Origin of the sequence: Enterococcus sp. DIV0358, from assembly GCF_051713465.1 — a bacterium.
Classification (GTDB): Bacteria; Bacillota; Bacilli; order Lactobacillales; family Enterococcaceae; genus Enterococcus; species Enterococcus faecalis.
On the sequence record NZ_JBIOPX010000001.1, the window covers coordinates 1,529,521 to 1,555,015 of the forward strand.

General features: G+C 38.1%; 26 protein-coding genes. 7 read left to right on the forward strand and 19 right to left on the reverse strand.

The window, feature by feature from the left end; all coding sequences use genetic code 11:
• The first annotated feature begins 63 nt into the window (after positions 1-63).
• Positions 64-717 (forward strand): PAQR family membrane homeostasis protein TrhA, encoded by a 654-nt coding sequence (gene trhA / locus IGK70_RS07525; protein ID WP_002357443.1) that lies wholly within the window; start codon positions 64-66, stop codon positions 715-717.
• 193 nt (positions 718-910) lie between these two features.
• Entirely contained in the window at positions 911-1,108 is a 198-nt protein-coding gene (locus IGK70_RS07530; protein WP_002360203.1) for a hypothetical protein, read from the forward strand.
• 105 nt (positions 1,109-1,213) lie between these two features.
• On the opposite strand, the gene IGK70_RS07535 is transcribed toward IGK70_RS07530, so the two are convergent.
• The 9 genes from IGK70_RS07535 to IGK70_RS07575 form a co-directional block, all read right to left on the reverse strand.
• Positions 1,214-1,726 (reverse strand): adenine phosphoribosyltransferase, encoded by a 513-nt coding sequence (locus IGK70_RS07535; protein ID WP_002357441.1) that lies wholly within the window; start codon positions 1,724-1,726, stop codon positions 1,214-1,216.
• Between the two features lie 2 nt (positions 1,727-1,728).
• On the reverse strand, positions 1,729-4,041 hold the full coding sequence (recJ, locus tag IGK70_RS07540) for a single-stranded-DNA-specific exonuclease RecJ (RefSeq protein WP_002398750.1): 2,313 nt from the start codon (positions 4,039-4,041) through the stop codon (positions 1,729-1,731).
• A 154-nt stretch (positions 4,042-4,195) separates the two neighbouring features.
• The gene (locus IGK70_RS07545; protein ID WP_002381861.1) at positions 4,196-4,663 is read right to left on the reverse strand and encodes a LapA family protein; all 468 of its coding nucleotides are present in this window, start codon (positions 4,661-4,663) and stop codon (positions 4,196-4,198) included.
• A gap of 16 nt (positions 4,664-4,679) precedes the next feature.
• On the reverse strand, positions 4,680-5,468 hold the full coding sequence (locus tag IGK70_RS07550) for an SDR family NAD(P)-dependent oxidoreductase (protein ID WP_002381860.1): 789 nt from the start codon (positions 5,466-5,468) through the stop codon (positions 4,680-4,682).
• The gene (gene rnz, locus IGK70_RS07555; RefSeq protein WP_002361891.1) at positions 5,469-6,410 is read right to left on the reverse strand and encodes a ribonuclease Z; all 942 of its coding nucleotides are present in this window, start codon (positions 6,408-6,410) and stop codon (positions 5,469-5,471) included.
• Between the two features lie 214 nt (positions 6,411-6,624).
• Positions 6,625-7,191, reverse strand: a complete 567-nt coding sequence (locus IGK70_RS07560; RefSeq protein WP_002357436.1) for a hypothetical protein — start codon at positions 7,189-7,191, stop codon at positions 6,625-6,627.
• 120 nt (positions 7,192-7,311) lie between these two features.
• Positions 7,312-7,557, reverse strand: a complete 246-nt coding sequence (locus IGK70_RS07565; protein ID WP_002357435.1) for a KH domain-containing protein — start codon at positions 7,555-7,557, stop codon at positions 7,312-7,314.
• An 11-nt stretch (positions 7,558-7,568) separates the two neighbouring features.
• Positions 7,569-7,844: a 30S ribosomal protein S16 gene (gene rpsP, locus IGK70_RS07570; protein WP_002357434.1), complete on the reverse strand. Its 276-nt coding sequence runs from the start codon at positions 7,842-7,844 to the stop codon at positions 7,569-7,571.
• A gap of 146 nt (positions 7,845-7,990) precedes the next feature.
• A complete protein-coding gene (locus tag IGK70_RS07575) occupies positions 7,991-8,794 on the reverse strand; it encodes a GNAT family N-acetyltransferase (protein WP_010826102.1) in 804 nt (267 codons plus the stop codon).
• Between the two features lie 141 nt (positions 8,795-8,935).
• On the opposite strand from IGK70_RS07575, the gene IGK70_RS07580 reads away from it, so the two are divergent.
• Both IGK70_RS07580 and IGK70_RS07585 read left to right on the forward strand, forming a co-directional pair.
• Complete coding sequence (locus IGK70_RS07580; RefSeq protein WP_002357432.1) at positions 8,936-9,490, forward strand: NADPH-dependent FMN reductase; 555 nt, start codon at positions 8,936-8,938, stop codon at positions 9,488-9,490.
• 117 nt (positions 9,491-9,607) lie between these two features.
• Positions 9,608-10,363, forward strand: coding sequence for a MerR family transcriptional regulator (locus tag IGK70_RS07585; RefSeq protein ID WP_002360196.1), 756 nt, complete (start codon positions 9,608-9,610; stop codon positions 10,361-10,363).
• Positions 10,364-10,437: 74 nt separating this feature from the next.
• Here the strand turns inward: IGK70_RS07585 and ffh are convergent, their stop codons facing one another.
• From ffh to IGK70_RS07600, 3 genes are all read right to left on the reverse strand, one after another.
• A complete protein-coding gene (gene ffh, locus IGK70_RS07590; protein ID WP_002360194.1) occupies positions 10,438-11,856 on the reverse strand; it encodes a signal recognition particle protein in 1,419 nt (472 codons plus the stop codon).
• Positions 11,857-11,860: 4 nt separating this feature from the next.
• Positions 11,861-12,199, reverse strand: coding sequence for a putative DNA-binding protein (locus IGK70_RS07595; RefSeq protein ID WP_002357429.1), 339 nt, complete (start codon positions 12,197-12,199; stop codon positions 11,861-11,863).
• Between the two features lie 83 nt (positions 12,200-12,282).
• On the reverse strand, positions 12,283-12,747 hold the full coding sequence (locus tag IGK70_RS07600) for a DUF523 domain-containing protein (protein ID WP_002364031.1): 465 nt from the start codon (positions 12,745-12,747) through the stop codon (positions 12,283-12,285).
• A gap of 162 nt (positions 12,748-12,909) precedes the next feature.
• On the opposite strand from IGK70_RS07600, the gene IGK70_RS07605 reads away from it, so the two are divergent.
• Together IGK70_RS07605 and pnpS are read left to right on the forward strand one after the other, a co-directional pair.
• Positions 12,910-13,620, forward strand: coding sequence for a response regulator transcription factor (locus tag IGK70_RS07605; RefSeq protein ID WP_002364032.1), 711 nt, complete (start codon positions 12,910-12,912; stop codon positions 13,618-13,620).
• Positions 13,617-15,392, forward strand: a complete 1,776-nt coding sequence (pnpS, locus tag IGK70_RS07610; protein ID WP_002381855.1) for a two-component system histidine kinase PnpS — start codon at positions 13,617-13,619, stop codon at positions 15,390-15,392. The genes IGK70_RS07605 and pnpS overlap by 4 nt, the downstream gene beginning before the upstream one ends.
• 41 nt (positions 15,393-15,433) lie before the next feature.
• On the opposite strand, the gene IGK70_RS07615 is transcribed toward pnpS, so the two are convergent.
• From IGK70_RS07615 to IGK70_RS07630, 4 genes are all read right to left on the reverse strand, one after another.
• The gene (locus IGK70_RS07615; RefSeq protein ID WP_002357425.1) at positions 15,434-16,324 is read right to left on the reverse strand and encodes a phosphate ABC transporter substrate-binding protein PstS family protein; all 891 of its coding nucleotides are present in this window, start codon (positions 16,322-16,324) and stop codon (positions 15,434-15,436) included.
• Between the two features lie 125 nt (positions 16,325-16,449).
• On the reverse strand, positions 16,450-17,613 hold the full coding sequence (locus IGK70_RS07620; protein WP_104855391.1) for a pyridoxal phosphate-dependent aminotransferase: 1,164 nt from the start codon (positions 17,611-17,613) through the stop codon (positions 16,450-16,452).
• A gap of 161 nt (positions 17,614-17,774) precedes the next feature.
• Positions 17,775-20,465 carry an alpha-mannosidase gene (locus IGK70_RS07625; protein WP_010783570.1) on the reverse strand — a complete coding sequence of 897 codons (2,691 nt, stop codon included), beginning with the start codon at positions 20,463-20,465 and terminating at the stop codon, positions 17,775-17,777.
• An 11-nt stretch (positions 20,466-20,476) separates the two neighbouring features.
• The gene (locus tag IGK70_RS07630) at positions 20,477-21,766 is read right to left on the reverse strand and encodes a glycoside hydrolase family 125 protein (RefSeq protein ID WP_002357422.1); all 1,290 of its coding nucleotides are present in this window, start codon (positions 21,764-21,766) and stop codon (positions 20,477-20,479) included.
• Between the two features lie 156 nt (positions 21,767-21,922).
• Here IGK70_RS07630 and IGK70_RS07635 point away from each other — a divergent pair, with 156 nt between their 5' ends.
• Complete coding sequence (locus IGK70_RS07635; RefSeq protein ID WP_002381851.1) at positions 21,923-22,969, forward strand: GntR family transcriptional regulator; 1,047 nt, start codon at positions 21,923-21,925, stop codon at positions 22,967-22,969.
• 48 nt (positions 22,970-23,017) lie between these two features.
• Here IGK70_RS07635 and IGK70_RS07640 read toward each other — a convergent pair whose 3' ends face one another.
• From IGK70_RS07640 to pyrE, 3 genes are all read right to left on the reverse strand, one after another.
• A complete protein-coding gene (locus IGK70_RS07640) occupies positions 23,018-23,947 on the reverse strand; it encodes a LysR family transcriptional regulator (RefSeq protein ID WP_071981452.1) in 930 nt (309 codons plus the stop codon).
• Positions 23,948-23,965: 18 nt separating this feature from the next.
• Complete coding sequence (locus IGK70_RS07645; protein ID WP_016616868.1) at positions 23,966-24,679, reverse strand: carbonic anhydrase; 714 nt, start codon at positions 24,677-24,679, stop codon at positions 23,966-23,968.
• A gap of 182 nt (positions 24,680-24,861) precedes the next feature.
• Positions 24,862-25,494 (reverse strand): orotate phosphoribosyltransferase, encoded by a 633-nt coding sequence (pyrE, locus tag IGK70_RS07650; RefSeq protein ID WP_002357418.1) that lies wholly within the window; start codon positions 25,492-25,494, stop codon positions 24,862-24,864.
• Position 25,495: the final 1 nt, after the last annotated feature.

The window sequence follows — 25,495 nt, forward strand, 5'->3', positions numbered from 1 at the left end:
TAGTTATAGTATAACAGACACTGCCGAATTTTTCATCAAATTAAAATAAAGGAAGTGAATTTATTGGAAAAAACGCATTTCTCAAAAAAATACCTAATCGTGAACGAAGTCTTAAATGCAGTTACACATGGCATAGGCGCAGGTTTAAGTATTGCTGGTTTAGTCATTTTACTTGTTAAAGGGGCTCGTTTAGGCTCACCAATTCACGTGGTATCTTATGCTATTTATGGCTCCATGTTGATTCTACTTTTTTTATCTTCAACGTTATTTCATAGTTTAATTTTTACAAGAGCCAAAAAGGTCTTTCAGGTCTTCGATCATAGTTCTATTTTCTTATTGATTGCTGGCAGCTATACGCCGTTTTGCTTAATTAGTATTGGCGGTTGGTTAGGTTGGACCTTGTTCAGTTTAGTCTGGTTAATCGCCATTGTCGGTATTGTCTATAAATCCCTCACGTTGCATAAACAAGAAACAGTGAAAAACATTTCAACGATTATTTATATTGTTTTAGGTTGGCTCTGTATCATCGCTGCTCGTCCGTTATATGAATCTCTTGGATTTACAGGAACAGCGTTATTGGTCGCAGGAGGCGTGTCTTACACATTAGGTGCAGCCTTCTATTCATTGAAAAATGTGCGGTTTATGCATGTAGTTTGGCACTTGTTCGTCATGCTTGCAGCGATCCTCATGTATTTTTCTGTTCTCTTTTATACGTAATCACAGCACAATAAGAACACGATGCTCAAAGCATCGTGTTCTTTTATTGCCCTAAATCTCTTTATTATAAAAGATTATTCTTCTTTTCGAATTATTTTAACATAAATTAGTAGAAAAGACTTTACAAAAAGAACATACATTCGTATAATAACAATACGAACACTCGTTCGAATCAAATGAAGAGGTGATACACATGGAAGCAATTCGTCGTGTTGGATTTTTATTTTTTGTATTGGTTATAGGTATTTTTTTGGGAACATTAGGATTACGTCTTGCTTTTATGATCGTGACGCCGTTATTTATTCTTTGGTTTATGTCATGGGATGAGAAGCGTTATACACGTACACGTAAACAACAGCAAGCAAGATACGTTTATCGTAAGTTCCCTTAATAAATAATAAAACGGTGCGTTCCCCCCAAGCTATGCTCCGTTTTTATAAATATGTCAAAGAAAGAGCGAAGGATTAAATCCTTCGCTCTTTCTAATTAAATTAGATTAGTATTCCATTAAGGTAACAATATCGTAGCCATCAATTTTATCGCGGCCATGTAAATCCATTAATTCAATTAGGAACGCACAACCAACCACAATACCACCTAATTGTTCGACTAATTCGATGGTTGCTTTAATTGTACCACCAGTTGCTAACAAGTCATCACAAATCAACACACGTTGACCTGGTGTGATGGCATCTTTGTGCAACGTTAATGTATCTGAACCATATTCTAAGTCATAAGTCACTTCGATGGTTTCACGAGGAAGTTTTCCTTTTTTGCGAACCGGAGCAAAGCCAACCCCTAGTTCATAAGCCACTGGACAGCCGACAATAAAGCCACGAGCTTCCGGTCCTACAACCATATCAATTCTTTTTTCTTTCGCATAATCCACGATTTGTTTCGTTGCTTCACGGTAGGCATCCCCATTAGCCATTAATGGAGAAATGTCACGGAACACGATCCCTTTCTCAGGATAATCTGGAATGCTTGCAATGTAATCTCTTAAATCCATTTTTATTTGTCCTCCTCATTCCACAGCCATTGTTGTATTGTTTGACAATCACTGTAAAGTAGAAATTCTTCTGTTTTTATTTTTTTCAATCGTTGTTGGTACACTTGACTTTCAGTCAATGGTCGATTGTCGGGTTTCTCAATACTGTTTAAAACACCGCTTTCTATTGTAACAAATCCTAAGTCAAAAAACACCTGTATCATGAAAATTAATAATTTTTCTTGGATATTTAAGTAATTTGCCACCTTCGATAGCTGGGAACGTAGATTTACTTCTTTTTGCTGCAAAATAAATTTATACAATGTTGCAAATTGTTCACGTGAAGCCATACCGTTTAAATAAGCTTCTTCTGGTGAAATAAACATCATGTATATACGTTGTATCTCAGTCGCTTCAACAATTTCTTTAACCGTGATTGCTTCCACAGGACAGTCGACAAAAACCAGTTGTTCGATTTGATTTTGAGAAACAGCTTCCACCAATTCTTCTTGGTTTGACCAAACAATAATATTAGCGGTTGGATCTGAAATGAATTTTTGATTTTTTTCATCAAACAAAAGATAAGCTGTTGCTTCTGAAGGAATTGGTTTCGTTTGATTATTTTTGCCACGAAAATCAAATAATTGTCTTCCCGATACAGCAAAATCAGTCACCATTAATTGTGGTTTCTTACGACCATTCCATTCATTGATGGAAAGTTGGCCTGCCACATCGGCGGTTCCTTGTGCTAGTTCATCCGCTTGAGGCCCCATTTGAAAAGCAATTGCATCCAATTGTGCCCCTTCTTGATTCATTTGAAATTTCAGATGTGCATTATCTGCACCAATTTGCCGAATTTGCGTAGGCGTGATTTCCTTAAATACAAAAGTTGGAACAGTATTATCAGTCCCAAAAGGCGCCAAAATACGCAATTGATCAATAAAAGTAGTCGTTGCCTGCGAAACCGCTAAGCTCTCACTAATGAGCAACTCTTGTCCATTAGCCATATCAATTTGATTTTTTTCAATAAAGTGTGCCAAATGTTCTTGAACAAAAGGAATATTTTCAACAGGTAAAGTCATTCCCGCTGCCATATGATGCCCACCAAAATGAGTGAATTGCTCACGCACTTCGTTCAACGCCTCATAGAGATTCAATGCGCTAATGCTACGTCCAGAGCCTTTAGCGGTCGTACCAGATTCATCTATTGCTAAAATAATGGTTGGTTTCCCCGTTTCTTGCATAATGCGGCCCGCGACAATCCCCAAGACGCCTTCATGCCAGCCTTGTTTCGCTAAAATATGGACCGGCGCATTCGGGTCGATTAAATCCAGCGCTTCTTTGGCAATCGTCGTTACAATGTCTTTTCGTTCATTGTTTTGTTGATCAATATATTTAGCGATTTCCAGCGCTTGCTCTTCATCAAATGTAGTCATTAATTCAACACCTGGTGCGGCTTCCCCTAATCGACCTAACACATTTAAACGAGGTCCGATGGTAAAGCCAATTGATTCTTCTGAAACAGCTTCCTTTTTCACACCCGCTTCTTGTAGTAAAACGTCTAAGCCAATTCGATCACCAGTTTGAATCATTTGAAGGCCCATTTTGACAAACGTTCTATTTTCATCGGTTAATGAAACCAAGTCAGCAATTGTCCCAATTGCTACCAAATCTAATAACTCAATTGGCAATTCACCAAGTAACGCAGTAGCGACTTTGAAAGCCACGCCGACACCAGCTAAATCTCCAAAAGGATAGTCTCCTTGCGGATGTCTAGGGTGGACAATCGCATAGGCTCCTGGTAATTGTTCAGGCAATTCATGATGGTCAGTAACGATTACATCTACTCCTTGTGCCATAGCGTAGTTAATTGCTTCATGTCCGGCTACACCATTATCAACGGTTACAATTAATTGGACTCCTTGTTCAATTTGTTCAGCAAATACGTCTTTATTAGGTCCATATCCATGAACAAAACGATTCGGTAGAAAGTACTGAACCATGCCACCGACTAATTCGATTGCTTCTTTCATAACCGTGGTACTAGTGATGCCATCTGCATCATAATCCCCATAGACAAGGATTTGTTCACCCGCTTCGACGGCTTGCTGAATGCGGGCTACCGCTTTCTCCATATCATGCATTAAGAACGGATCATAAATATCTTCGATAGTCGGATGTAGAAACTTACGTAATGCTTCTTTTGTCCGGATATTGCGGTGCCATAAAAGTTGGCCAATTAATGGATTAATTTGTTCTTTTTTTAATTGTTCTATAAATTCTACAGGTAATTCTGTCTTTGTCTGTAACTGCCATTGATAGTTTGATTTTTTCACGACGTCACTCCTAACCAAGTAATTATAGCAAAATTTTTCCAAAAACTAAAGAAAGCATTTTTTTAAATCTGAGAAAAAAACTGTGATATCTGTTAGATAAATAGCAGATATCACAGTTTTATTTTAAAAGAAACTTAGCGATAAAGTCTCTTCCTTATCTTTGTTCCTCTTCATTCACACGAGGTTTCACATAACGATCAATACGACTACCTGACACAGGCGTGGTATCTACTTCTGTGTTTGATGTTTGTTCGTTGACCACTGGTTCTGCGACTTGTGGTGCTGCCGCTTGTTTGGCTTGCAAATCAGCCAATTGATTATCAAATGAACGTTGAACTTTTTCCGTTTCTTCTTTGACTAATTTATCCATATCATTTTTATAAATATCCAACTCTTTTTGTACAGCTTTTAATTCCTTACGTTGGTTCCAAATGGTGGTTGTGGAGGTTAGTAACCCAACTAGTGCGCCAATAATTGCAGAACCTAAAATAATTAAGATTAACGGTCCACTAATTTTAGTAAAACCAAAGTTTACTGGAACAGCTTGATTATTTAAAACAGCAAAAATAACAACAATTAAGACCAACACAAGGCCCAAAATAACACGCCATTGATTTTTCATGACTTGATCGACTCCTTTATTTTTTATTTAAAATATTTCCCGCTATGAAATCTCCTAAATGTGGAAACAATGTATAAAAGCGGGCAGCCGCTTCCATGACAAATGGACGATTAATCTCACGTCGAGAAGTCCCCATACTCCCAACCACTTCTTTCGCTAATTTCGTAGGGTCCAAAACAATTTTATCCACCGCAGCTAGATATGTGCCTGTCGGGTCCGCTTTATCAAAGAATTCTGTTTGGATTGGTCCTGGATTGACAGCCGTTACTGCTACACCCAACGGTTTCAATTCTAAACGTAAAGCATTTGAAAAACCTAACACAGCAAATTTCGTTGCAGAATAAACGGTTGATTTAGCTGTAGCCATCTTCCCAGCCATTGAAGCAACGTTGATAATATGTCCTTGCCCAGCTTCAATCATTTTAATAGCTACTTTTTGAGTAAACGTCATCATTCCTAGAACGTTGACATCAAACATTTGGCGTGCAACAGCCAAGTCAATCTCAACAAAATTTTCAAACAAGCCAAAACCAGCATTGTTGACTAAAACATCTATAGGACCAACTTCTGCTGAAATAGCTTCAACCACACGTTCAACGCTTTCTGGATCGGCAATATCTAATTGATAAGAAAATGCTTCTCGTCCGCTCAAAGCAGCACACTGCTCGCGAACTTTACCAATCAAATTAATTCTGCGGGCGCAGACAACGACGACCGCCCCTTGTTTAGCTGCTTCATAACAAATTTGTTCACCTAAACCAGCTGAACCTCCAGTTACGACAACGACTTTATTTGTTAAATCCATCTAAGCTCCTCCTTCATTGGCAAATGGAATCTCAATGATATCCATATCTTTCACGATTTTTGTATTGGGGAAAATTTCTTGGGCTTCTTCTTGAAGCTGATAGGCCTCTTTGGTTAAATAACGGGCACTAATATGCGTTAAGATAAGTTGTTTTACTTGCGCTTCTTTTGCAACTTCAGCTGCTTGTTGACTGGTTGAGTGGAAGTAGGCTTTTGCCATTTTCGCTTCGTGTTTATTAAACGTACTTTCATGGACTAAAACATCCGCTCGTCGTGCTAAGGTTACGCTATTTTTAGTTTTGCGAGTGTCTCCTAAAATCGTCACGATTCGTCCAGGTTTACGCTCTCCCACAAACGCTTGTCCATTAATTTCCTGTCCATCAAAAACAATCGTTTCACCACGTTTGAGTTTGCCATACAATGGCCCAGAAGGAATCCCTAAAGCTTGAAGTTTCTCTACTTGTAATTCTCCTTCATGCGCTGCTTCCTCAATTCGATAGCCAAAGCTCGTGATGCCATGGTCCAAGATATTACAGCGAACAGTGAATTGTTTATCTTTAAAAATAACGTCATTTTCTTTCGTTAATTCAATAAATTTCAGTGGATAGGACAACCGCGATTGCGAGACCCGTAAAGAAGTCTTGACAAAGTCAGCAACCCCAACTGGTCCATAGATTTCTAAAGGTTCTGTCCCGCCCTGAAAAGAACGACTACTTAACAAACCAGGTAAACCAAAAATATGATCCCCATGTAAATGTGTAATAAAAATCTTTTCAATTTTTCTTGGGCGAATACTACTTTTTAAAATTTGCAATTGAGTCCCTTCCCCACAATCGAAGAGCCAAACTGCATTTCGTTCATCTAATAATTTCAACGCAATTCCTGTGACATTGCGATGTTTTGCTGGCACACCAGCGCCTGTTCCTAAAAATTGTATTTCCATCTGCTACCATACTTTCTTTTAAACTTCCTTTTTATTTTAGAAGAAGTTTGCTCCTTTAGCAAATAATAATTTATCTATTTTCTCAAAGTTTTCTTCTTAGTTTACCGCATTTTACGATAAAATAACAAAAAATTAGCAAACTACCATAAAAAAACGTGATTTCTTAGTATTTTAAAAGACTGTTTCCCTTTATTCAGAAAACAGTCTTTGATCCTTATTCTTCTTTCGATGTCGCTTCTTTGTGTTGTTCTTTTTTTGCTTGCCACGATTGTTTCGCTTCATTTGCAACTTCGTTCGCATCGTTAATTTCTTGTTGGACTTCCTCTAAATCAAGCCGCGTGATTTCGCCACCTAAGTCAAACATAACCAATTGGTTGAGCGGACGGTTGTCTTCTTCTTCTGCAATTAATAACAATCCCGTTTGTCCTTCATCAATCTTTTGAATCACATGTTCAAAAACCGTTTGGGCTTCTTGAATTTCTTTGGCGTCTTTGCTCGCACCATACATACTTCCAGCAAACCAGCCAAAAAGAATGCCCAGAGGACCACCTAATATGCCTACTAGCATCCCGATCATGCTATCTTTTGATGTATGATTGTTGCCTGTAAAATCGATAAAATCATTGATTTTAAATTGATGCTGGCCATCATTAACATGCGTAACAACCGCCATTTGCTCACCTTTAAGCTGTCTTTCTGCCTGCATCTTTTTTATTTCGGAAAATGCTTGGTACGATTTACTTTCAATATCAAAGTTCATAATGATAATTCGTTTTGCCATACAAATCGCTCCTTTATTCTGGATAAATCTATTTTAGCAAGAAAGGCCTGTCTCTAGCAATGAAAACTTTTTGGTTATGTATAAAAAAAGAAGATAGCTAGGCTACCTCCTTGTTAATGCTTATTTACCATCAAGAATATTTAAACGGACCTTTTTCGGACCATCGATACGTACACTATAAACAATTGTCCGAATTGCTTTTGCAACACGCCCTTGTTTACCAATGATACGTCCAATATCTTCTTTGGCCACAGTCAAATTATACTCGAGGAAATCAGTTGATTCCTCAATTTCTAATGAGACCGCTTCAGGTTGACTGACTAACGGACGGACAATAGTTAAAATTAACTCTTTCACATCTGCCATATTCAATCACCTTATTTCTTAACGTTTTTAGCTTCATGATGTTTTTTCATAACGCCTTCTTTTGAAAGGATGTTACGAACTGTATCAGAAGGTTGCGCACCTTTAGATAACCAATCTAAAACTAAATCTTCTTTTAAAACTACTTCTGCAGGGTCTTTCAAAGGGTTGTAAGTACCTACAGTTTCGATGAAACGTCCATCACGAGGAGAACGAGAATCAGCTACTACAATACGGTAAAAAGGACTCTTTTTAGAACCCATACGTTTTAAACGAATTTTAACTGCCATTATTAAATACACCTCCATTAACTTAATCACAAGAGTTAGTTTAACAGATTAACAACAACCTGTAAAGAGTTTTTTCTTGACACCTTTACTTTTTTTCAATTTTTTTAGCCAATTTGCAGGAAAACAAACGAAATAATGAAGAATTTTTACAAAATTTGATAATAGTTGTACTGGTTTCTCACTTGAAAGCCTTCTGTTTGATAGAGATGAAGCGCTGCTTGATTTTCTGTTTCAACTTCTAAAAAAATAGTCGCTGAAGCTGAATTTTCTAAAATCATTCGGAGCGCAGACTGTAACACTTGACGGCCAAGACCGCGACCTCGTTGCGTTTTTGTCACAACAAAGCCATAAATCCCCCATTCGTTTTCAAAATGATCCAAACGTAGCGTGGCTAAAAGTTGATTGTTTTCTTTATAAATAAGTGTTCGTTGAAGGTCCTCCGGCAAAGGCGTACCTTCGAGTAACCTAGCCAAGGAATGCAAATCAGCCGCTTGTGGTCGGAGAAGTGTCAGCTTCGCCAACTCCTGTGAGTAAGTTTCTCTTTGAAAAACCAGATACTGTTCTGAAAAAGCTGGCACAATTCCTTGTCTATTAAAATAATTCAGGCCAACAGATTGCTTGTCGTCCATCACGAGAAAGACTTCTTTCATTCCCCACAAAGCTGCTTGCTTTTCGAGTTCTTGAACAAGTTCTTCAAAAAATGGCCCTACATTTGGCGCAACAATCGTCGCTTCCAAGGTTTCCCCATCAAAACAATACCCTACGATATATGCTTGAATGGTTTGTTCCTTCCTGTATAAACCATAATAAGTATAAGCTGATTCCTCAGGAAATGTTTGTTCCAATTTATAAAAAGTTCCTTGTTTAATCATTTCCTTATTTCTTAATTCAGTCAATGTTTGTTTCTCCAACGGTGTTAACTGTCGGCGCCAATTTATTTTTTTATTCAAGCAGTTGCTCCTTTACTCATCCTTTTACTAGCTATTATACGTGAAGTTACGAAGTTCAACAATGTACAAGGATAAAACGTTTGCGCTTTTTTTGGAAAAGTACTATCATAAAGTAAGTAAAAGAAAAATGGAGGGATTTACATGACAAAAAAAATTGGTATTTTTGTAGGGAGTTTAAGAAAAGATTCATTTAACAAATTGGTAGCAAAAACAATGGCGGACTTATTTCCAGCTGATTTCGAACCTGTTTTTATTAACATTGGTGATTTAGAATTATACAATCAAGATTTGGATGATGAAGGAACCCCCACCGAAGCTTGGACAACATTCCGTGAAGAAGTTAAACAAGTAGATGGCGTAATGTTTGTAACACCAGAATATAACCGTTCAGTACCAGCTGTTTTAAAAAATGCATTGGATGTCGGTTCACGTCCGTATGGCGAAAGCGTTTGGGATAAAAAACCAGGACTTGTGGTGAGTGTTTCACCAGGTGCAATTAGCGGATTTGGTGCGAACCATCATTTAAGACAATCATTAGTCTTCTTAAATGTTCCAACTTTACAACAACCTGAAGCCTATATTGGCGGTATTACGAACTTAATTGGTGAAGATGGTAAAATTATTGATGGCACTGTTGGTTTCTTACAATCAATTGTAGATGCTTACGTGGATTTCTTTAATCGCTTAACTGCCTAATTGAATCAATCGAGAAAAAGTGAGGCAACTTTTTACAGGTTGTCTCACTTTTTTTATTTTTTTGCTTGACCCTCTCGTTACGTAAAGGTTTATGATAGATTTTGTCAGGAGGAATGAATGATGGAATATACAATTAAAAAAATGGCTTCACTATCTGGCGTCAGTGCACGGACGTTACGATATTATGATGAAATTGGTCTTCTTCAACCAGCCAGAATTAATTCTTCTGGTTATCGAATTTACGGGCAAGCCGAGGTGAATCGTTTGCAACAAATTCTTTTTTACCGTGAATTGGATCTGAAACTAGATGAAATTAAAGAAATTTTGGAGCAACCTGACTTTAATGTTGAACAGGCTTTATACGAGCATCAACAAAAGCTATTGGAAAAGCGCAATGAAATTGATCGTCTTTTAGCCTCTGTTCAACAAACCTTACACCATTACAAAGGAGAGATAAACATGTCAGATCAGCAAAAATTCGAAGCATTCAAACAACAAAAAGTTCAAGAAAACGAAGAAAAATATGGTAAAGAGATTCGGGAAAAATATGGCAACGAAACGATTGAACAAGCCAACAAAAAATATTTAAACTTGACGGAAAAAGACATGCAAGCAATGCAGAACGTGGAAAAAGATTTATTTTCTAAGTTAGCCATGTATCAAAAATCACCCAAGTTGACTAGCCAACTTGCGCAAGAAATTTTCCAATTACACAAAGATTGGTTAATGTACTCTTGGTCAAGCTATTCGCCAGAAGCACATAAAGGGTTAGGGCTTATGTATGTTGGTGATGAACGATTTACGTCATATTATGAACAACACGGCGCTGGTTTTGCCGAATCGTTAAACGCAATTATCCAAAACTACGCTTAAACAGAAAGTGCGTCATCAGTCTCTTCGACTGATGGCGCACTTTCTGTTTCTTACGATAATTAACTAAAGCCTGTTTATCTTTTTTTCTTTTTCTTCTTTTTGTTTTTCTTCATCATACGATTCATGGCCATTTTACCTAGCTTGCCTTTAACGCCGCCACCTAACATTTGATCCATACCAGGAATGTTCATATCCCCTTTGGACATTTGTTGCATCATTTTTTTGGATTCTTTAAATTGTTTAATCATACGATTGACTTCAACCACACTATTTCCTGAACCAGCTGCAATTCTGCGGCGGCGACTAGGATTTAATAGATCAGGATTTTCACGTTCTGCAGGGGTCATTGATAAGACCATCGCCCGTTTCCGTGCCACATCTTTTGGATCGACTTTGACATTTTCAATACCAGGCATGTTACTCATTCCAGGGATCATTTTTAATAAGTCTTCAATCGGTCCCATGCCCATAACTTGATCCAATTGCTCAATGAAATCGTTAAAGTCAAAACTGTTTTCTTTCATTTTTTGAGCAAGTTCTTCTGCTTTTTTCTCATCGTAATCTTGTTGCGCTTTTTCAATTAGCGTCAACATGTCCCCCATACCTAGGATACGACTCGACATACGATCGGGATGGAAAATTTCTAAATCGGTTAATTTTTCACCAGAACCGACAAATTTAATCGGAGCGCCCGTTACTGCCCGAATTGACAGCGCAGCCCCCCCACGAGTATCGCCGTCCATTTTGGTAATAACAACCCCAGTAATTCCAAGCTGTTCATTAAAACTATCTGCAACGTTGACAGCATCTTGCCCCGTCATCGCATCAACAACTAACAGAATTTCATTGGGATTAGCCAACTCTTTAATTTGTTTCAATTCGTCCATTAAAGCTTCGTCAATGTGTAAACGGCCGGCCGTATCAATTAAGACATAATCATTTTTCTTTTCTTTTGCTAATGCTAACCCTTGACGAACAATTTCCACTGGATTAGCATCGGTTCCCATATCAAAAACGGGAACTTCTAATTGTTGACCTAAAACCTTCAACTGATCAATCGCTGCTGGACGATAAACGTCACCAGCGATTAAAAGCGGACGAGCGTTTTCAGTTTTCATTAAGTGTTTTGCTAATTTACCAGTAAAAGTTGTTTTACCAGCCCCTTGTAACCCTGTCATCATAATCACTGTCGGGATTTTTGGAGATTTATTCAGTTCAACCGTTTCTGAACCTAACGTTTTCGTTAATTCTTCATCAACAATTTTTACAATTTGTTGGGCTGGTGATAAGCTTTCTAATACTTCGACTCCTACTGCCCGTTCTCTGACGCGTTTTGTGAAATCTTTGACCACTTGTAAATTAACGTCGGCTTCTAATAAAGCCAAACGGATTTCTCGCATCATTTCTTTTACGTCGGCTTCGGAAACTTTTCCCTTACGACGGATTTTACTCATTGCCTGTTGTAGGCGGTTTGTTAAACTCTCAAAAGCCATAGTTTCATTCCTCTATTTCTTGAATTTGTTCAATATATTTTTTGATTTCACTATCTTTGGGATAAGTTTCTTGAACATACTGCTGTAGTTGTTCAAGATATTCTTTCCGTACAACATAGTTTGAATAAAGATGTAACTTTTTTTCGTATTCTTCTAAAATTTTTTCGGTTCGTTTAATGTTATCATAAACCGCTTGACGACTAACCTCATATTCTTCCGCAATTTCTCCTAAAGAAAAGTCATCAGCATAGTAAAGCTCCATATAATTCATCTGCTTTTCCGTTAATAATGTCGAATAAAATTCAAATAACGCATTCATGCGGTTTGTTTTTTCCATTTCCATGAGCCGTGCTCCCATCTTCAATCCCTTATAGGTTACCGATTTCATAGGGAATAGTCAATCTTTTTTTACTAAGTTTTTACCTTTTAAAAAGAAATGTCCGCAAGTTGCCATGTTTCTTCAGAATAAACGGTCATTCCTTGTTGAATAAAATAAGCAGTTGCGACTCCAACTCCAGCTTTTTTAATGCCAGAAAATTGTCCATCATAAATCAGCTGGCTGCCACAGCTGGGACTTTTTTCTTTCAAAATCAAGGTTGTAATTTGTTGGGCTTTTAATTTTTGATACGCGCGTTGTGCCCCTGCTTTAAATGCCTCAGTGACATCTTCCCCGTTATCCGTATATACATAAGCAGTATTCGCCCAAACATCGAAGCCGTCCCCGCCAATGATTTCTGCTGGCGGACGTGGAATGGGCAACTCTCCTAAAACTTCGGGACAAATCATTATTGCTTTTCCATTAGTTACAAGTTGTTTTAACGCTTCTTGTTCTTGAGATTTTCCATCGTAACGGCAACAAATCCCACCTAAGCAACTACTAATACCAATCATTCGCTTCTCCTCATTTCATTTCTCTATTATACCATGAGTTGACTTTTCTCAAAAGTAGCATTCTCGCTTACTTTAAAGTACGTTCTTCCTCTAAAAATATGTTAAACTAACAATAGTGAAATATACACTTATTTTCAGAAATTTCTTGAAGGAGTTATGTAAATGAAAAAAGTTCTTGTCGTCGATGATGAACCATCGATTTTAACTTTGTTAACCTTTAATTTGGAAAAAGAAGGCTATCAGGTGACTACTTCCGAAAATGGTAAAAACGGCTTCGAATTAGCTTTGTCTAATCAATATGATTTTATAATTTTAGATGTAATGCTTCCTGGTATGGATGGCTTAGAAATTACCAAGGCACTTCGTCGAGAAAAAATTGACACGCCTATTTTGATTTTAACTGCCAAAGATGAACAAGTAGATAAAATCATCGGCTTAGAAATTGGGGCAGATGATTATTTAACAAAACCTTTTAGTCCCAGAGAAGTCCTAGCACGCATGAAAGCTATTTTTCGTCGTTTAAAACCTACCACGACCGAAACGCTTCAAGAGGACACACCTAAAGCTCCGCTTGTGATTGGCGAGATTCGTGTGGATGAACAAAATTATGAAGTCTTTGTGCGCAATCAGCCCATTGAGCTAACACCGAAAGAATTTGAATTACTCGTTTACTTCATGAAACGCAAAGATCGGGTCATTAATCGGGAAACCTTGTTGGAACGAATTTGGCAATATGACTTCGCTGGACAAAGTCGCATCGTCGATGTCCACATTAGTCATTTACGTGATAAAATCGAGCCTGATCCCAAACGGCCCGTTTACTTAGTAACTGTCCGTGGCTTTGGCTACCGTTTTCAGGAGCCAAAACGATGAAAAAGAGACTGCGGATTGAATATTTTTTTGTTGCGGCAGTCATGCTTTTATTATTTGTCGGAAGTATTGCAGCGACCAATTTTTTCTTTCAAAAAGAAATGGTTGCTCAGCAAGAAACCTATTTAAGAAGAAAAAATACCCTTTTAACAGACCAGTTGCCCCCTTCCGTTTTCGAAAAAGGGCAACTGACAAACCAACAACAACTCCTTGTCACCCATGCGTTAGATGATGCAGAAGAACGGGTAACTTTGTTGCAAAAAAATGGTACCGTCTTTTTTGACAGCAGCCAAAATGAACCGCTAGAGTCGCACAAAAAACGACCTGAAATCGCTGCGGTTCTATCAGGAGCTACCTATGGTTCAGCTTTACGAAAGAGTAAAACGTTAAATAAAGAACTTCTGTACGTTGCCACGCCTGTTTTAAAATCAGGAGAAATCGTTGGTATTATTCGGATTTCGGAACAAACCGCGCTATTTTCTAAAAATATCCAATCTTTTCGTCGCTATATTATCTTTACATTTGGCATCTTGTTCCTACTAATTACCTTGTTTATCTTTTTATTGTTACGGCAAAAAAATCAACCGCTAGTGACTGTCTTACCGATTCTGAAACGAATGCTTAAACATCCAGATGAAAATCGATCCATTATCCAGCAATCTTCTGAATGGAATGAACTTTACGAAACTATTAACTTACTGAGTCAACAAGTAAGTCAAACGTATAAAGCGTATACGTCTGCGGATGAGCAATTTCACGAACTTTTAGATGAGTTGATGATTGGTGTCTTTATCATTGATACGCAAGGACGGCTTCGTCTGTTGAACCCTAAAATGCAGGAAATGTTAGGACTCTCTGCTAAAAATATGCAAAGCAATTATCTTGAAGTGATTCAAGACGCCGATTTGATTCATTTAATCCATCAAGTCGTCGCTGAAAAAAACAGCTTACATCAAGAAATCACTGTGACACAGGGACCAACACCTTTACGCTTAGATCTTTCTCTTCGTTACTTGGATGATCAAAGTGCCAATGATTATCAAGTGTTAGGAATTGCCTATGATTTAACGCGCGTTCGCCAACTAGAAAAAATGCAAAAAGATTTTGTATCAAACGTGTCTCATGAATTAAAAACGCCTGTCACTTCTCTTTTGGGCTTTACCGAGACACTCATAGACGGCGCCAAAGAAGATCCGGAAGTCCTTAATCAATTTTTGCACATCATGCAAAAAGATGCCCAGCGTCTGCAACAATTAATTCAAGAAATTTTAGAACTTTCTCGGGGCAGTGCAACAATTCCTTATGCAGAACAAGAAATTACTTTAGAAAAATTTATTACAGAAATTCTCGGTTCTTATCAGCAACAATTGGCAGCAAAACAGCTGAAAACAGTCGTTCATGGTCTGCCAGAGAGCCAGTTTTTCACCAAATACGAATTGTTTTATCCAATCGTGAAGAATCTAATTGAAAATGCCATTCAGTATTCCCAAGAAAATGGACAGATTACTATTTCTTATGCTATTGAAAATCAGCAATTACGTTTATCTGTTCAAGATACTGGCATTGGCATTAGTCAAAAAGACCAAGAACGGATCTTTGAACGGTTCTATCGTGTCGATAAAGCACGTAGCCGTCATTCTGGTGGCACCGGTCTAGGTCTAGCTATTGTCCAAAATTACACAGAATTATTAGGCGGTAAAATCGCCATTGATAGTCACTTAGGCTTAGGGACCACTTTTACAATCACCTTGCCTTTAACAAAAAAAGAAGCCTAAAAAAACTCAGCCAATCCTGTTTATTGGCTGAGTTTTTTTGTTTATTTTTCAGTTACTTTTCCATTTACATCACGTTCTACTTGCATGTCTGTGATGGCTAAATAACCTAAGTCTTTGACAATTGTCTTTTGAACATCATCGGTGACCATATAGTCTAAGAAGGCTTTTACTTCTTTATTAGGCTCCCCTTTTGTATACATATGTTCATAAGACCAGATTTTCCATGAATTGTCTTTCACGTGTTCTTCTTTTGGTTCAACACCATCAATGCTTAAGGCAACAGTGGAATCATCCATATAAGAAAAAGCTAAATAGCTGATTGCTCCTGGTGTTTGTTCAACAATTTTACGAACTGTTCCCGAAGAATCTTGTTCTTGTGATTGAACTGGTTTAGCTCCATCTAAGCCCCATTTTTCAAATGTTGCTCGGGTGCCACTTCCGTTTGCGCGGTTTATTACGACGATTTCTTGATCTTTGCCGCCCACTTCTTTCCAGTTTTTGACTTTGCCAGTAAAGACATCAATCAATTGTTGCTTCGTTAAATTCTTCACGCCGACTTCTTTGTTGACCACTGGTCCCATACCAACCACGGCCACCCGATGATCAACTAATTTAGAGGCATCCACGCCATCTTTCTCTTCGGCAAACACATCGGAATTTCCAATGGTCACTGCGCCATCTGCAACTTGCGAAAGTCCTGTTCCGCTGCCGCCACCTTGGACAGAAACTGTATAATTAGGATGTTCTTGTGTAAATTGATCTTTCGCAGCATCTACTAACGGTTGTAAAGCGGTGGAACCAACAGCGACAATTTTAACTGGTTTGTTACTATCCGCTTCGCTGGATTTTTCAGTTGTGCCTCCTTGAGCTCCGCACCCAGTTAATAATAACCCTAGACTCAGCATAGTTGCTGCAATTACACGTTTTTTCATCTTTGCACTTCCTTTTCAATTAGTTACAAGTTTAGTCTACCAAGACTCTGTTAATTCTGTTTCAATTAAATGTAAATAAAAGGTAAAGGTGTGTAAAGAATCTATAAAGGCTAGTGCGTTACGCGTTAGGTCGCCATGTAATGTGCAATTCGTTCCATGGCCGTTGTCAATTTATCCATATCGGACGCATAACTAATTCGGACGTATCCTTCTGCTTCTGGACCAAAAGAAATACCTGGAATCAACGCTACTGCTTCTTTTTGCGCTAAATCAATACAAAATTTCATAGAATCTTGTTCATAACCAGTAGGAATCTTAGCAAAAATATAAAAGGCGCCATTTGGACGTGCAACCTCAAACCCCAATTGAGTCATCTGTTCATAAACAAAATCGCGCCGTTTCCGATACTCTTCTTTCATAATTTCAGCATCATGCATTCCTTCGATTAAGGCACGAACAGCCGCTTTTTGAGACACAGTTGCAGCCGCAGTAACTAAATACTGATGAACTTTAATGATCTCCGCTGTTAAAATCGCTGGTGCAAAAATAAAGCCAATCCGCCAGCCTGTCATAGCATGTGATTTCGACAAACCGTTAATTAAAATCGTTTGGTCACGTAACATTTCAGCAATCGAAACATGACTCTCATCATAAGTTAACTCACTATAAATTTCATCACTAATCACAAAAATGTCGTATTTTTTTAGAACATCAGCAATTGCTTGCAACTCTTGGCGGTTATAGGTGACACCAGTTGGGTTGCTAGGATAATTTAAAATAATTGCTTTGACTTGTTCCCCATGCTCGGCCATTGCCGCTTCAATCATTTCAGGTGTCAAGACAAAATCGTTGTCTCGTGTATCCAAATATACCGGTTCCGCCCCCGCCAATGTAATAATTGGTTCATACCCTGGGTAAATAGGTGCTGGCAATAGCACTTTGTCACCTTGTTCTAAAATTGCTAATAACGAAGCTGAAATCGCTTCTGTTGCTCCAACTGTTACTAAAATTTCTGTCGCAGGCTGGTAAGTCAAATGATACTTTTCTTTCATAAAATAAGCGGCTGCTTCACGGACATCTAATAAACCAGACATCCCTGTATAATGAGAAAAATTCGCATCAATTGCTTCTTTGGCTGCTTTTTTGACATGCTCAGGTGTGTTAAAATCCGGCTCTCCTAGCGTTAATTTTAAAATACCTTCAATTCCTGAGACTTGTTCGTCAAATTGACGAATTAAAGAAACAGCAATTTTATTTACTTGACGATTAAAACGATTGGTTAAATCCATTTAGCTTCACTCCTTCAGTTGACGTTATAGTAGCACAAATTGACCGTAAAATGAATGATTTTCTCATTGTTTCGCTAGATTTTTATTATAAATATCTCAAAAAAACGACAGAGAAGAAAATAGGAGAACTTTGTCCTTTTCAACAAAGTTCTCCTATTTATTTATTTTTCGAAACGCCATGTCCGAATTTCAAACGGACGTAATGGTGCATCAACTTCTATCGCTGGTGTCAACGGTTCTTCTAATACATTTGTTAAACAAGTCGCTGGTTGTGTCTCTTTGTGAAGTTCACAAGGAATATTTTGCGCTGTTAGATTAAAGCCACGAACGACTAAATGATTTGTTTGCTCTTGACGTTTAACGGCTGTCCAACCAATTGGTCCTTCTGCCGTTGTCAAATAGACATGGTTCGGTGCTAGTTTACCTTCATGACGCGTAGTAGTAGCTGCAGTAAAAGGAATTTGTGCACTATAGGCTTGTTGATACGTAGCAAAGCGTTCTTCTGGTTTTCCATGCAATGACAAACCATATTTAAAGGTATATTCTCCTTGGCATTGTGCTTCTGGTGTCGCAAAATAGCCCCAATCACCTAGTTCGCCAACACAACGAATTAATGTGACCGCAATGGTTCCATCTGCCAATACTTCATACTCATTTAAGCCTTCATTGAAGATAGTCACGCCTTTATTTTGGTCATGAACATTCACAAACGCTTGTTGGTGCTGCGGGTTTGTTGGATTTTCCCATGTATCGCTTACTTGATTTGGTCGTGTCACGACTTCATAAATACTATCCGCTTCGTGTGTTTCTGTGACCATGCCAGTTGGGAAAAGCACGCGTAAACGATGATCTTTGATTTGATTATTAATGGTTGTTTCAAAGAACAATTGGTTACTTTCTTTGATCATTGTAACCACTGTCGTTATTTCGAACGGGCGAAGCGTCGTTGAACGTTGTGCTTGGCGTTCTCTAAACTCACAAACAGCCTTTTGTTCTTCTTCTAATCGTTCATCTGCTGCAACTGGTAACATGACAGTTTGTTTAATTTGATAACTTGCTTTTACAGGGGAATTTTCTTTATTCGTGATTTCAGCCGTTACATTTTCAGTTGTAATTCCTTGGTCTTCGGTCGGTTTGAAAAAGATATATTCATTCCCAATATCGCCAGTATCTTCAAATGTTAATAATTTTGAAAATGTTTCTCCTGTTTTTTTGTCAGCAATGGTTAAGCTACCATTGTTTTCAATTTTCACTTGAATAAATTCGTTTTCCATTTCATTTGTTGCTGGTTGAGCCAAAAGACTTCCTTCAAAAGCTTTCGGTTCTCCTTGAATCAATGCAAAGCTATCCCAAGAGAATGGCGCCATTTCTTTGACAGATAATTCGACCGTTAAGTATTTAGCCATGTACGGTTGACGGAAGGCATCTTTAGGTAAATCGTAACCAAAACGAACATCTTCTTTGACAACACGGCTTGCAACGGCTTGTCCTGTTGGATCAATCACTTGATAATCTGGGGTGGCTTTTTGTTTTAATTCATGATAAAGATCTTCAGGTTTTCCTGTATAAAATGGCAATCGTTCAATCTCCACTTCCACAGTGACAACCTCCGTTTTCTGATAGCCACTAGTATTAAATAAAACAAACGGGTGCGCTTTTTCTGGGAAAACACTTGTATCAATTGCTTCTGTTAATTGTCGTGTTGCTTCATCTGCTAAGAAATGCCCGACATCATTGGCATTTTCAAAGCGAGTCATCATGCCTCGGTGAACCTCGTCGACAGAACAGCCACAAATACTATCGTGCGGATGGTTTTGAAGCAATGTTTTCCAAGCATAATCAAATTGGTCATGTGGGTAGTCGCCAGTTACTTCGTAAGCCATTGCTGCTAAAGGTTCTGCGATATTTTCTAATTGGCGTTGCACTTTTGTGTTCCACTGTTTTAAATAGACGCGAGCAGAAGAAGTATTGGCTAATGTGTACCAGCCATCCGTTTCTTGACTCGTTAATTCGCCTGTTACTGTTCCTAAATCTTCTGGTAACTCCTCTTGAACAGCTTTCAAATAGTCATCGAAATTGGAATGAATAAATTCATATTCTGGGAATAGTTCATTGGCTAAAGCGATGGCCTTAGTAATATCTCTTTGTACCGGTTGGTGGTCGACCCCATTCATCATCAATAAATGGTTTGTGGAAGCGTAACGTTCCACATCAGCCAATTTTTGTTTCCAAAAAGCGATTGCCGCTTCTTTTTCTGAAGGAATTTCGTTCCCGTTACTATACCAGTTCGCAAAAAGCAAGCCGAAAATTTTCGTTTGGTCAGGACCTTCCCACCACATTTCAGAATATTGTGAGCTATAGTCGCTTTCTAAGACTTGATTATCAAAGCCAATCGGTTTCACCCCGCGTCCAAACGCAGCCGCAGGCAGATTTGCTAATTGCATCATTTGAGGCGTTTGACCCATATTCCCAAATGTATCCGGGAAGTAACCTAATTGAACTGGTGCTCCCCATTTTTGACTTTCTAAATGCCCAATCAGCATGTTTCGAACATTGGATTCAGAGCTAATTAAAAAGTCATCTTGTAAAATATAAAATGGTCCGATTTTTAGTTTGCCTGCTTGGACAGCCTTTTTCACGGCTTCTTTTTTCTCTGGGCGAACTTGTAAATAGTCGTCTAAGATAATCGTTTGTCCATCTAAATGGAAACTGTTAAACTCTGGATCATTTTCAATTAAATCTAATACATTATCCACTAATTCAATTAAGCGCATATGATGTTCTTCATAAGGCAGATACCATTCACGATCCCAATGACTATGGGAAACAATATAGACTTTTTTCTTTGTCATCACTTTTCCTCCTATTTTTCCACTCGGATGTCAAAATAATCCATAACTAATTCACAAAACATCATATTAGCCCATGAAAACCATTCTCTTGTATAATTTTCAGGATTATCTACGTCAAAACCTTCATGCATCAAATGAGTCCCCGCATCTGTGGCAACTAATAAATCTAAAATTCGTTCTTTTTCTGCTTTATCTTTGGTTGTCATTCCTTCCATTGCTAAAGCAATCGGCCACACGTAATTTTCTGGTGTATGCGAGCTACCAATCCCTTTCGCGTATTTGCCTTCATAGAAGTAAGGATTTTCTTTACTTAATAAGGTTTGACGCGTTGTTAAATATTGTTCATCCTCTGTTGAACAATAACCCAGATAAGGGGCTGCTACTAAATTGGGAACATTACTGTCATCCATCACGCTTGCATTGCCTAAGCCATCCACTTCATACGCGTAAATCGTTTCGTTATTTTGATTTTTTGTTCGTCCAAATGTTTGGATGCCTTCTTCAATCTCTTCTTGTAATTTTTTAGCAATCGCCACAATCGTAGCATCTTCTAAAACATCAGAGAAAATTTCTTGAATATAGCCTAAAATTACAACAGCAAACATGTTAGAAGGAACTAAGTAACCATATTGGCAGGCATCATCACTAGGACGGAAGCCTGACCATGTCATCCCTGTTTTCCCAACTGGTGTTCCTTTCCCTGCTTCAACCAACGTATCTTCTTGACGCCACGTATCTCGTTCGAATAAATAAGGTGACTGTGCGTGATCTTGTTCTGTTGTAAAAACGTTGAGAATTTTTTTGACGCCTTCCACAAAGTCTGAATTAAATTGTTCGGTCATCCCAGTATTTTTATAAAGTAAATAGGCTAATTGGACCGGGTAACATAATGAATCAATTTCATATTTCCGTTCCCAAATCCAGCCATTCATTTCTGTCTTATCAGTTTGATGGCCTGCATGATTATCTGTTTCATTAAACGCATTGGCATAAGGATCAATGCAAATATAACGAAACTGGCGCTTAACCAACCCAGCAATCATTTGAGCAAGGTCTTCGTCTTCTTTCGCAATCACTAAATAGGGACGAACTTGCGCTGTTGAGTCTCTTAACCACATTGCTGGAATATCGCCTGTTAATAAAAAGGTAGTACCATCTTCTTGACGTTTCACTGTTGTTAGTAAAGTATTGGCAAAGGCCGCCTGAAAGTTTTTTGCCCAATCTTGATGTGCTTCACCGCATTTTTCTGTAATTGTCTCCATAAATGTTGCTACGGATTTTGGAACTTCTGTATAAACCATTCTCGTCACCTCTTAAATTTGATATATCATTTCACAATTGAATTATAGCGTTTACATTTCACTTTGTCTAGTGATTTCGATCATTTTTTTCATTTTAAAACCAATTAATTTATGGTAAACTATAAATAAGATATATCTTATTGTGAGGTGAAATGAATGAAGCAACCATTATATCAACAAATTATTGATTATTTACAAAATGAAATTGATTCAGGGCGATTGCCTGTTGGAGCGCAAGTGCCTACCGAAAAAGAATTATCGGCTCAGTTTAACGTCAGTAGAATTACGTCCAAACGAGCGCTAACTGAGTTGGAAACGCAAGGCGTAATCCAACGTCACCAAGGAAAAGGAAGTTTTGTTCAAGCACCAAAGCATCCTCTTCATACCTCTTTAAATAAAGTTCTTTTTTTATTGCCTTTTGCAGACGATTTATCAGTAGGAAATTTCTATAGCGGTTTGGCCCCTACTATTCAAGCAGCTGGTTTAGAAGTCTTTATGACCTCGCCTAATTTTTTGAGAGAGAAAAATGCTGCGGACATTGTGAATGAGTTTGCCGGGCTTGTCTATTATGCTGCTACTAGTAATGACTACCTCGACTTATTGTTTGAGTTGGCTTTGATGAATTTTCCAGTCGTTGTCTTGGATAAAAAGATCCATGATTTACCTTTTGCAACCATTCAATCAGACAACTTTGCTGGTGGTAAAACAGCAACCGAACGCTTAATTGGCTTAGGACATACGAAAATTGGATATATCCTTTCAGGAAGTCCGGCCCTACAATCCGTTCGGCAACGTTATTTAGGTTATCTCCAAGCTTTAAAAGAAGCCAATCTGGCGTTCCATACAGCAATCACGGAAACCAATCTCTTAGATGAACACAACTTTAAACATTATTTTGAGGCGCACCAACTCACAGCCGTGGTCTGCGATAATGACTTCAGCGCGTTACATTGTTTACGAAACTGTAAAAACCTAGGTATTCATGTGCCAAAAGAATTATCGATTATTGGTTTTGACGATATTCAAGCAGCAGCATTTGTCGAACCGCCATTAACAACCATGGCACAAGACTTTAAAGAAATGGGAAAACTAGCTGGCGAAGTGTTATTACAAACGATGCAACAAGACCTTCAAATCATAGAAGACATTCAAGTGCCTGTCACATTAATTGAAAGAGAAACCATTTCTACTGTTTCAAAATGAGCCAAAAAAGAAGGGACTATCAGTCAAATCACTGATAGTCCCTTCTTTTTATTCCTTAGTGCTAAATGTTTTGGTATCTCCCTCTTTTTTAAACAACGCTTTTAATTCTTTGATAAAGTAGCGACCAATTGGACTGATTTCCCGATTTTTGGGAAAGAGTAAACAAATACGATTTTCCAAAGCTGGCGCCAATGGCACTAACCGAATTTCTTTCTTCGTAAAACCCGTTACGACTCCTGAACCAGAAGCATAAGCATTGGTTTCTACCAACAAATTCATCAAGGTTCCACGATCTGTAGTATGAATGACCGATTCCTGTTCAGGAATTTCAACTAAATCTTCAGAAAAATAGGAAAAATTGCTTCCTTCTTGATTAAAGCGAACTTGTGGATAGGGAACTAATTCCTCTAAATGAATTTCTTTTTGCTTGGCTAAAGGATGATGATTTCCTAAAAAAATGTGTGTATTAAAGGTACTAATTACCTCGTAGGCTAGATTAGCTTGTTCTAAATACCGTTCAATACTGACACTATTTTGTTCATTTAAATAAATAATCCCCAATTCACTGTGAAATCCTTTGACGTCTTCAATTACTTTTAAGGTCGTGGTTTCAAAGACACGAAAATCTTTATATTGATCCCCATACTTTTTAAGAACTTTGGCAATTACCTCACCTAAAAAATCGTAATGTTGCGAAGAGATGGAGAATCGTTCGCTGGTCACTGTCTCGCGATAGCGATTTTCCAATAACTCCATTTGAACTAAGACTTTCTCTGCTTGTTCTAAAAAAACCATTCCTTCTTCTGTTAAAAAAGCGCCCTTATTGGTACGTAAAAAGAGGGAAATCCCTAGTTCTTCTTCTAATTCCCGAATACTATTTGACAAGCTAGGTTGTGTAATAAATAGTTTTTTGGCTGCTTCCCGAAAACTCCCATTGTTAGCTATGGCAGCAACATACTTCATTTGTTGAATATTCAACACTTTTTCCTCCACACACTAATCATTTGAAAAATAAATCTTACGCCCATTCAACGGCTGAAGGGGCCGATTGTTAAAGGCCAACATTCCTTCCTTGATCTTATTTAAAAAGGCTTGATCCATTTTTTGAATGGTATCAAATACAAACCATTTCACTGGACCCTTAGTTGGCGGTGTTGTTAACGAGCCTACATAATGGTAGTGTAGACGCTCCTCTGGTAAAAAGATTGACGGATTAAACCATTGTTGGTGCGTGCCGTTTTCCCAGTCCATCGGATGATTCGCTTCTGAAAAACGATTTTCTTCCTCTGTGATGTTAAACAGGCAACCGACAACTAAATTTTCGCCAGCATCATTCATATGAACCAAATGGAATTCTAGCGGATACTGTTTTCCCGACAGCAAATGTTCGCTAGGCATATGAAAATGGATATCGGTTAAATGATACGCAACATTTTCAAACATTACGTAACTTTCCGTATTTGGTGGTACAAAATGAAACGTATTTTTGAATTCCTTTTCAGTGAATTCTTCTTTTTTATAATGAAACGTAATCTGAGAATTTATTGTCTCAGCACTTTCTTTTTCTAAAGCAATTGGCGATTGATAAGCAAACTTAGCACCTTCTGCAAACCAGTCACATAGCGTATGCCAATGTTCTGGTCCATCGTTGCCTGTATAGCTCCATTCAACGTCCATATTTTTTATTTTTTTCATACACTCTTCCTTCATTTCCACATAGTAATCAGGTAAAACTCATGTTAAAACTCTATCCTAACATCTTTTCTACGTCAAACAAAAGAACTTAGATCATTACGCTCCTCGGCAAATGACCTAAGTTCTCCTACCGTTAAATCTGGTTACTGAAAATGACACTAAAAATCAGACGACAAGAACCATCTTTAGTTCAACGGTTATTTGCCCCAGTTTTCAGGATCTTTTTTCCATTCTTGTAATAAGGTAACATCTTTTTCTTCGATATAATTTGCTTCTAATGCAGCATCAATTAAAGTTGAATAATTGGTTAACGTTAGTAACGTCATCTGTTTATCTGCAAAATTTGCCGTTCCTTTGGGTAACTCATAAGTGAAGATTGCCGCAACGCCTAAAACCGTTGCTCCTTCACGTTCCGCCGCTTCTGCCGCTTCTAACACGCTACCGCCTGTTGAAATTAAATCCTCGATAACTACCATTTTTTGTCCTTCAGAAATTCGGCCTTCAATTTGATTCCCTTTGCCGTGATCTTTGGCTTTACTGCGGATATAAACCATTGGTAATCCTAAAATATCGGCTACCCATGCCGCATGTGGAATCCCTGCGGTAGCTGTCCCAGCAATCACTTCGACTTCTGGGAAAGTCTCTTTAATTTTTGCCGCTAAGCCTTCTGCAATTTCTTTACGCACAGCAGGATAACTCATCGTGATACGGTTATCACAATAAATCGGACTTTTTATGCCACTTGCCCAGGTAAACGGCTCATTAGGGTTTAAAAATACCGCTTCAATATCTAATAAATCTTTGGCAATCTTTTTTGCTACTTTTGTCATG

Excerpts from the sequence above, each read along its gene's own strand:
- rpsP (WP_002357434.1), bottom strand. The coding sequence starts at position 7,844 with ATGGCAGTTAAAATTCGTTTAAAACGTATGGGTTCTAAAAAGAGTCCT.
- IGK70_RS07530 (WP_002360203.1), top strand. The coding sequence starts at position 911 with ATGGAAGCAATTCGTCGTGTTGGATTTTTATTTTTTGTATTGGTTATA.
- IGK70_RS07615 (WP_002357425.1), bottom strand. The coding sequence starts at position 16,324 with ATGAAAAAACGTGTAATTGCAGCAACTATGCTGAGTCTAGGGTTATTA.
- ffh (WP_002360194.1), bottom strand. The coding sequence starts at position 11,856 with ATGGCTTTTGAGAGTTTAACAAACCGCCTACAACAGGCAATGAGTAAA.
- IGK70_RS07625 (WP_010783570.1), bottom strand. The coding sequence starts at position 20,465 with ATGACAAAGAAAAAAGTCTATATTGTTTCCCATAGTCATTGGGATCGT.
- IGK70_RS07545 (WP_002381861.1), bottom strand. The coding sequence starts at position 4,663 with ATGAAAAATCAATGGCGTGTTATTTTGGGCCTTGTGTTGGTCTTAATT.
- IGK70_RS07645 (WP_016616868.1), bottom strand. The coding sequence starts at position 24,679 with ATGAAGGAAGAGTGTATGAAAAAAATAAAAAATATGGACGTTGAATGG.
- IGK70_RS07600 (WP_002364031.1), bottom strand. The coding sequence starts at position 12,747 with ATGATTGGTATTAGTAGTTGCTTAGGTGGGATTTGTTGCCGTTACGAT.
- IGK70_RS07630 (WP_002357422.1), bottom strand. The coding sequence starts at position 21,766 with ATGGTTTATACAGAAGTTCCAAAATCCGTAGCAACATTTATGGAGACA.
- IGK70_RS07560 (WP_002357436.1), bottom strand. The coding sequence starts at position 7,191 with ATGGCAAAACGAATTATCATTATGAACTTTGATATTGAAAGTAAATCG.
- IGK70_RS07585 (WP_002360196.1), top strand. The coding sequence starts at position 9,608 with ATGATGGAATATACAATTAAAAAAATGGCTTCACTATCTGGCGTCAGT.
- IGK70_RS07580 (WP_002357432.1), top strand. The coding sequence starts at position 8,936 with ATGACAAAAAAAATTGGTATTTTTGTAGGGAGTTTAAGAAAAGATTCA.
- pnpS (WP_002381855.1), top strand. The coding sequence starts at position 13,617 with ATGAAAAAGAGACTGCGGATTGAATATTTTTTTGTTGCGGCAGTCATG.
- IGK70_RS07620 (WP_104855391.1), bottom strand. The coding sequence starts at position 17,613 with ATGGATTTAACCAATCGTTTTAATCGTCAAGTAAATAAAATTGCTGTT.
- IGK70_RS07605 (WP_002364032.1), top strand. The coding sequence starts at position 12,910 with ATGAAAAAAGTTCTTGTCGTCGATGATGAACCATCGATTTTAACTTTG.
- IGK70_RS07635 (WP_002381851.1), top strand. The coding sequence starts at position 21,923 with ATGAAGCAACCATTATATCAACAAATTATTGATTATTTACAAAATGAA.
- IGK70_RS07535 (WP_002357441.1), bottom strand. The coding sequence starts at position 1,726 with ATGGATTTAAGAGATTACATTGCAAGCATTCCAGATTATCCTGAGAAA.
- IGK70_RS07565 (WP_002357435.1), bottom strand. The coding sequence starts at position 7,557 with ATGGCAGATGTGAAAGAGTTAATTTTAACTATTGTCCGTCCGTTAGTC.
- rnz (WP_002361891.1), bottom strand. The coding sequence starts at position 6,410 with ATGGAAATACAATTTTTAGGAACAGGCGCTGGTGTGCCAGCAAAACAT.
- IGK70_RS07550 (WP_002381860.1), bottom strand. The coding sequence starts at position 5,468 with ATGGATTTAACAAATAAAGTCGTTGTCGTAACTGGAGGTTCAGCTGGT.
- pyrE (WP_002357418.1), bottom strand. The coding sequence starts at position 25,494 with ATGACAAAAGTAGCAAAAAAGATTGCCAAAGATTTATTAGATATTGAA.
- IGK70_RS07595 (WP_002357429.1), bottom strand. The coding sequence starts at position 12,199 with ATGGAAATGGAAAAAACAAACCGCATGAATGCGTTATTTGAATTTTAT.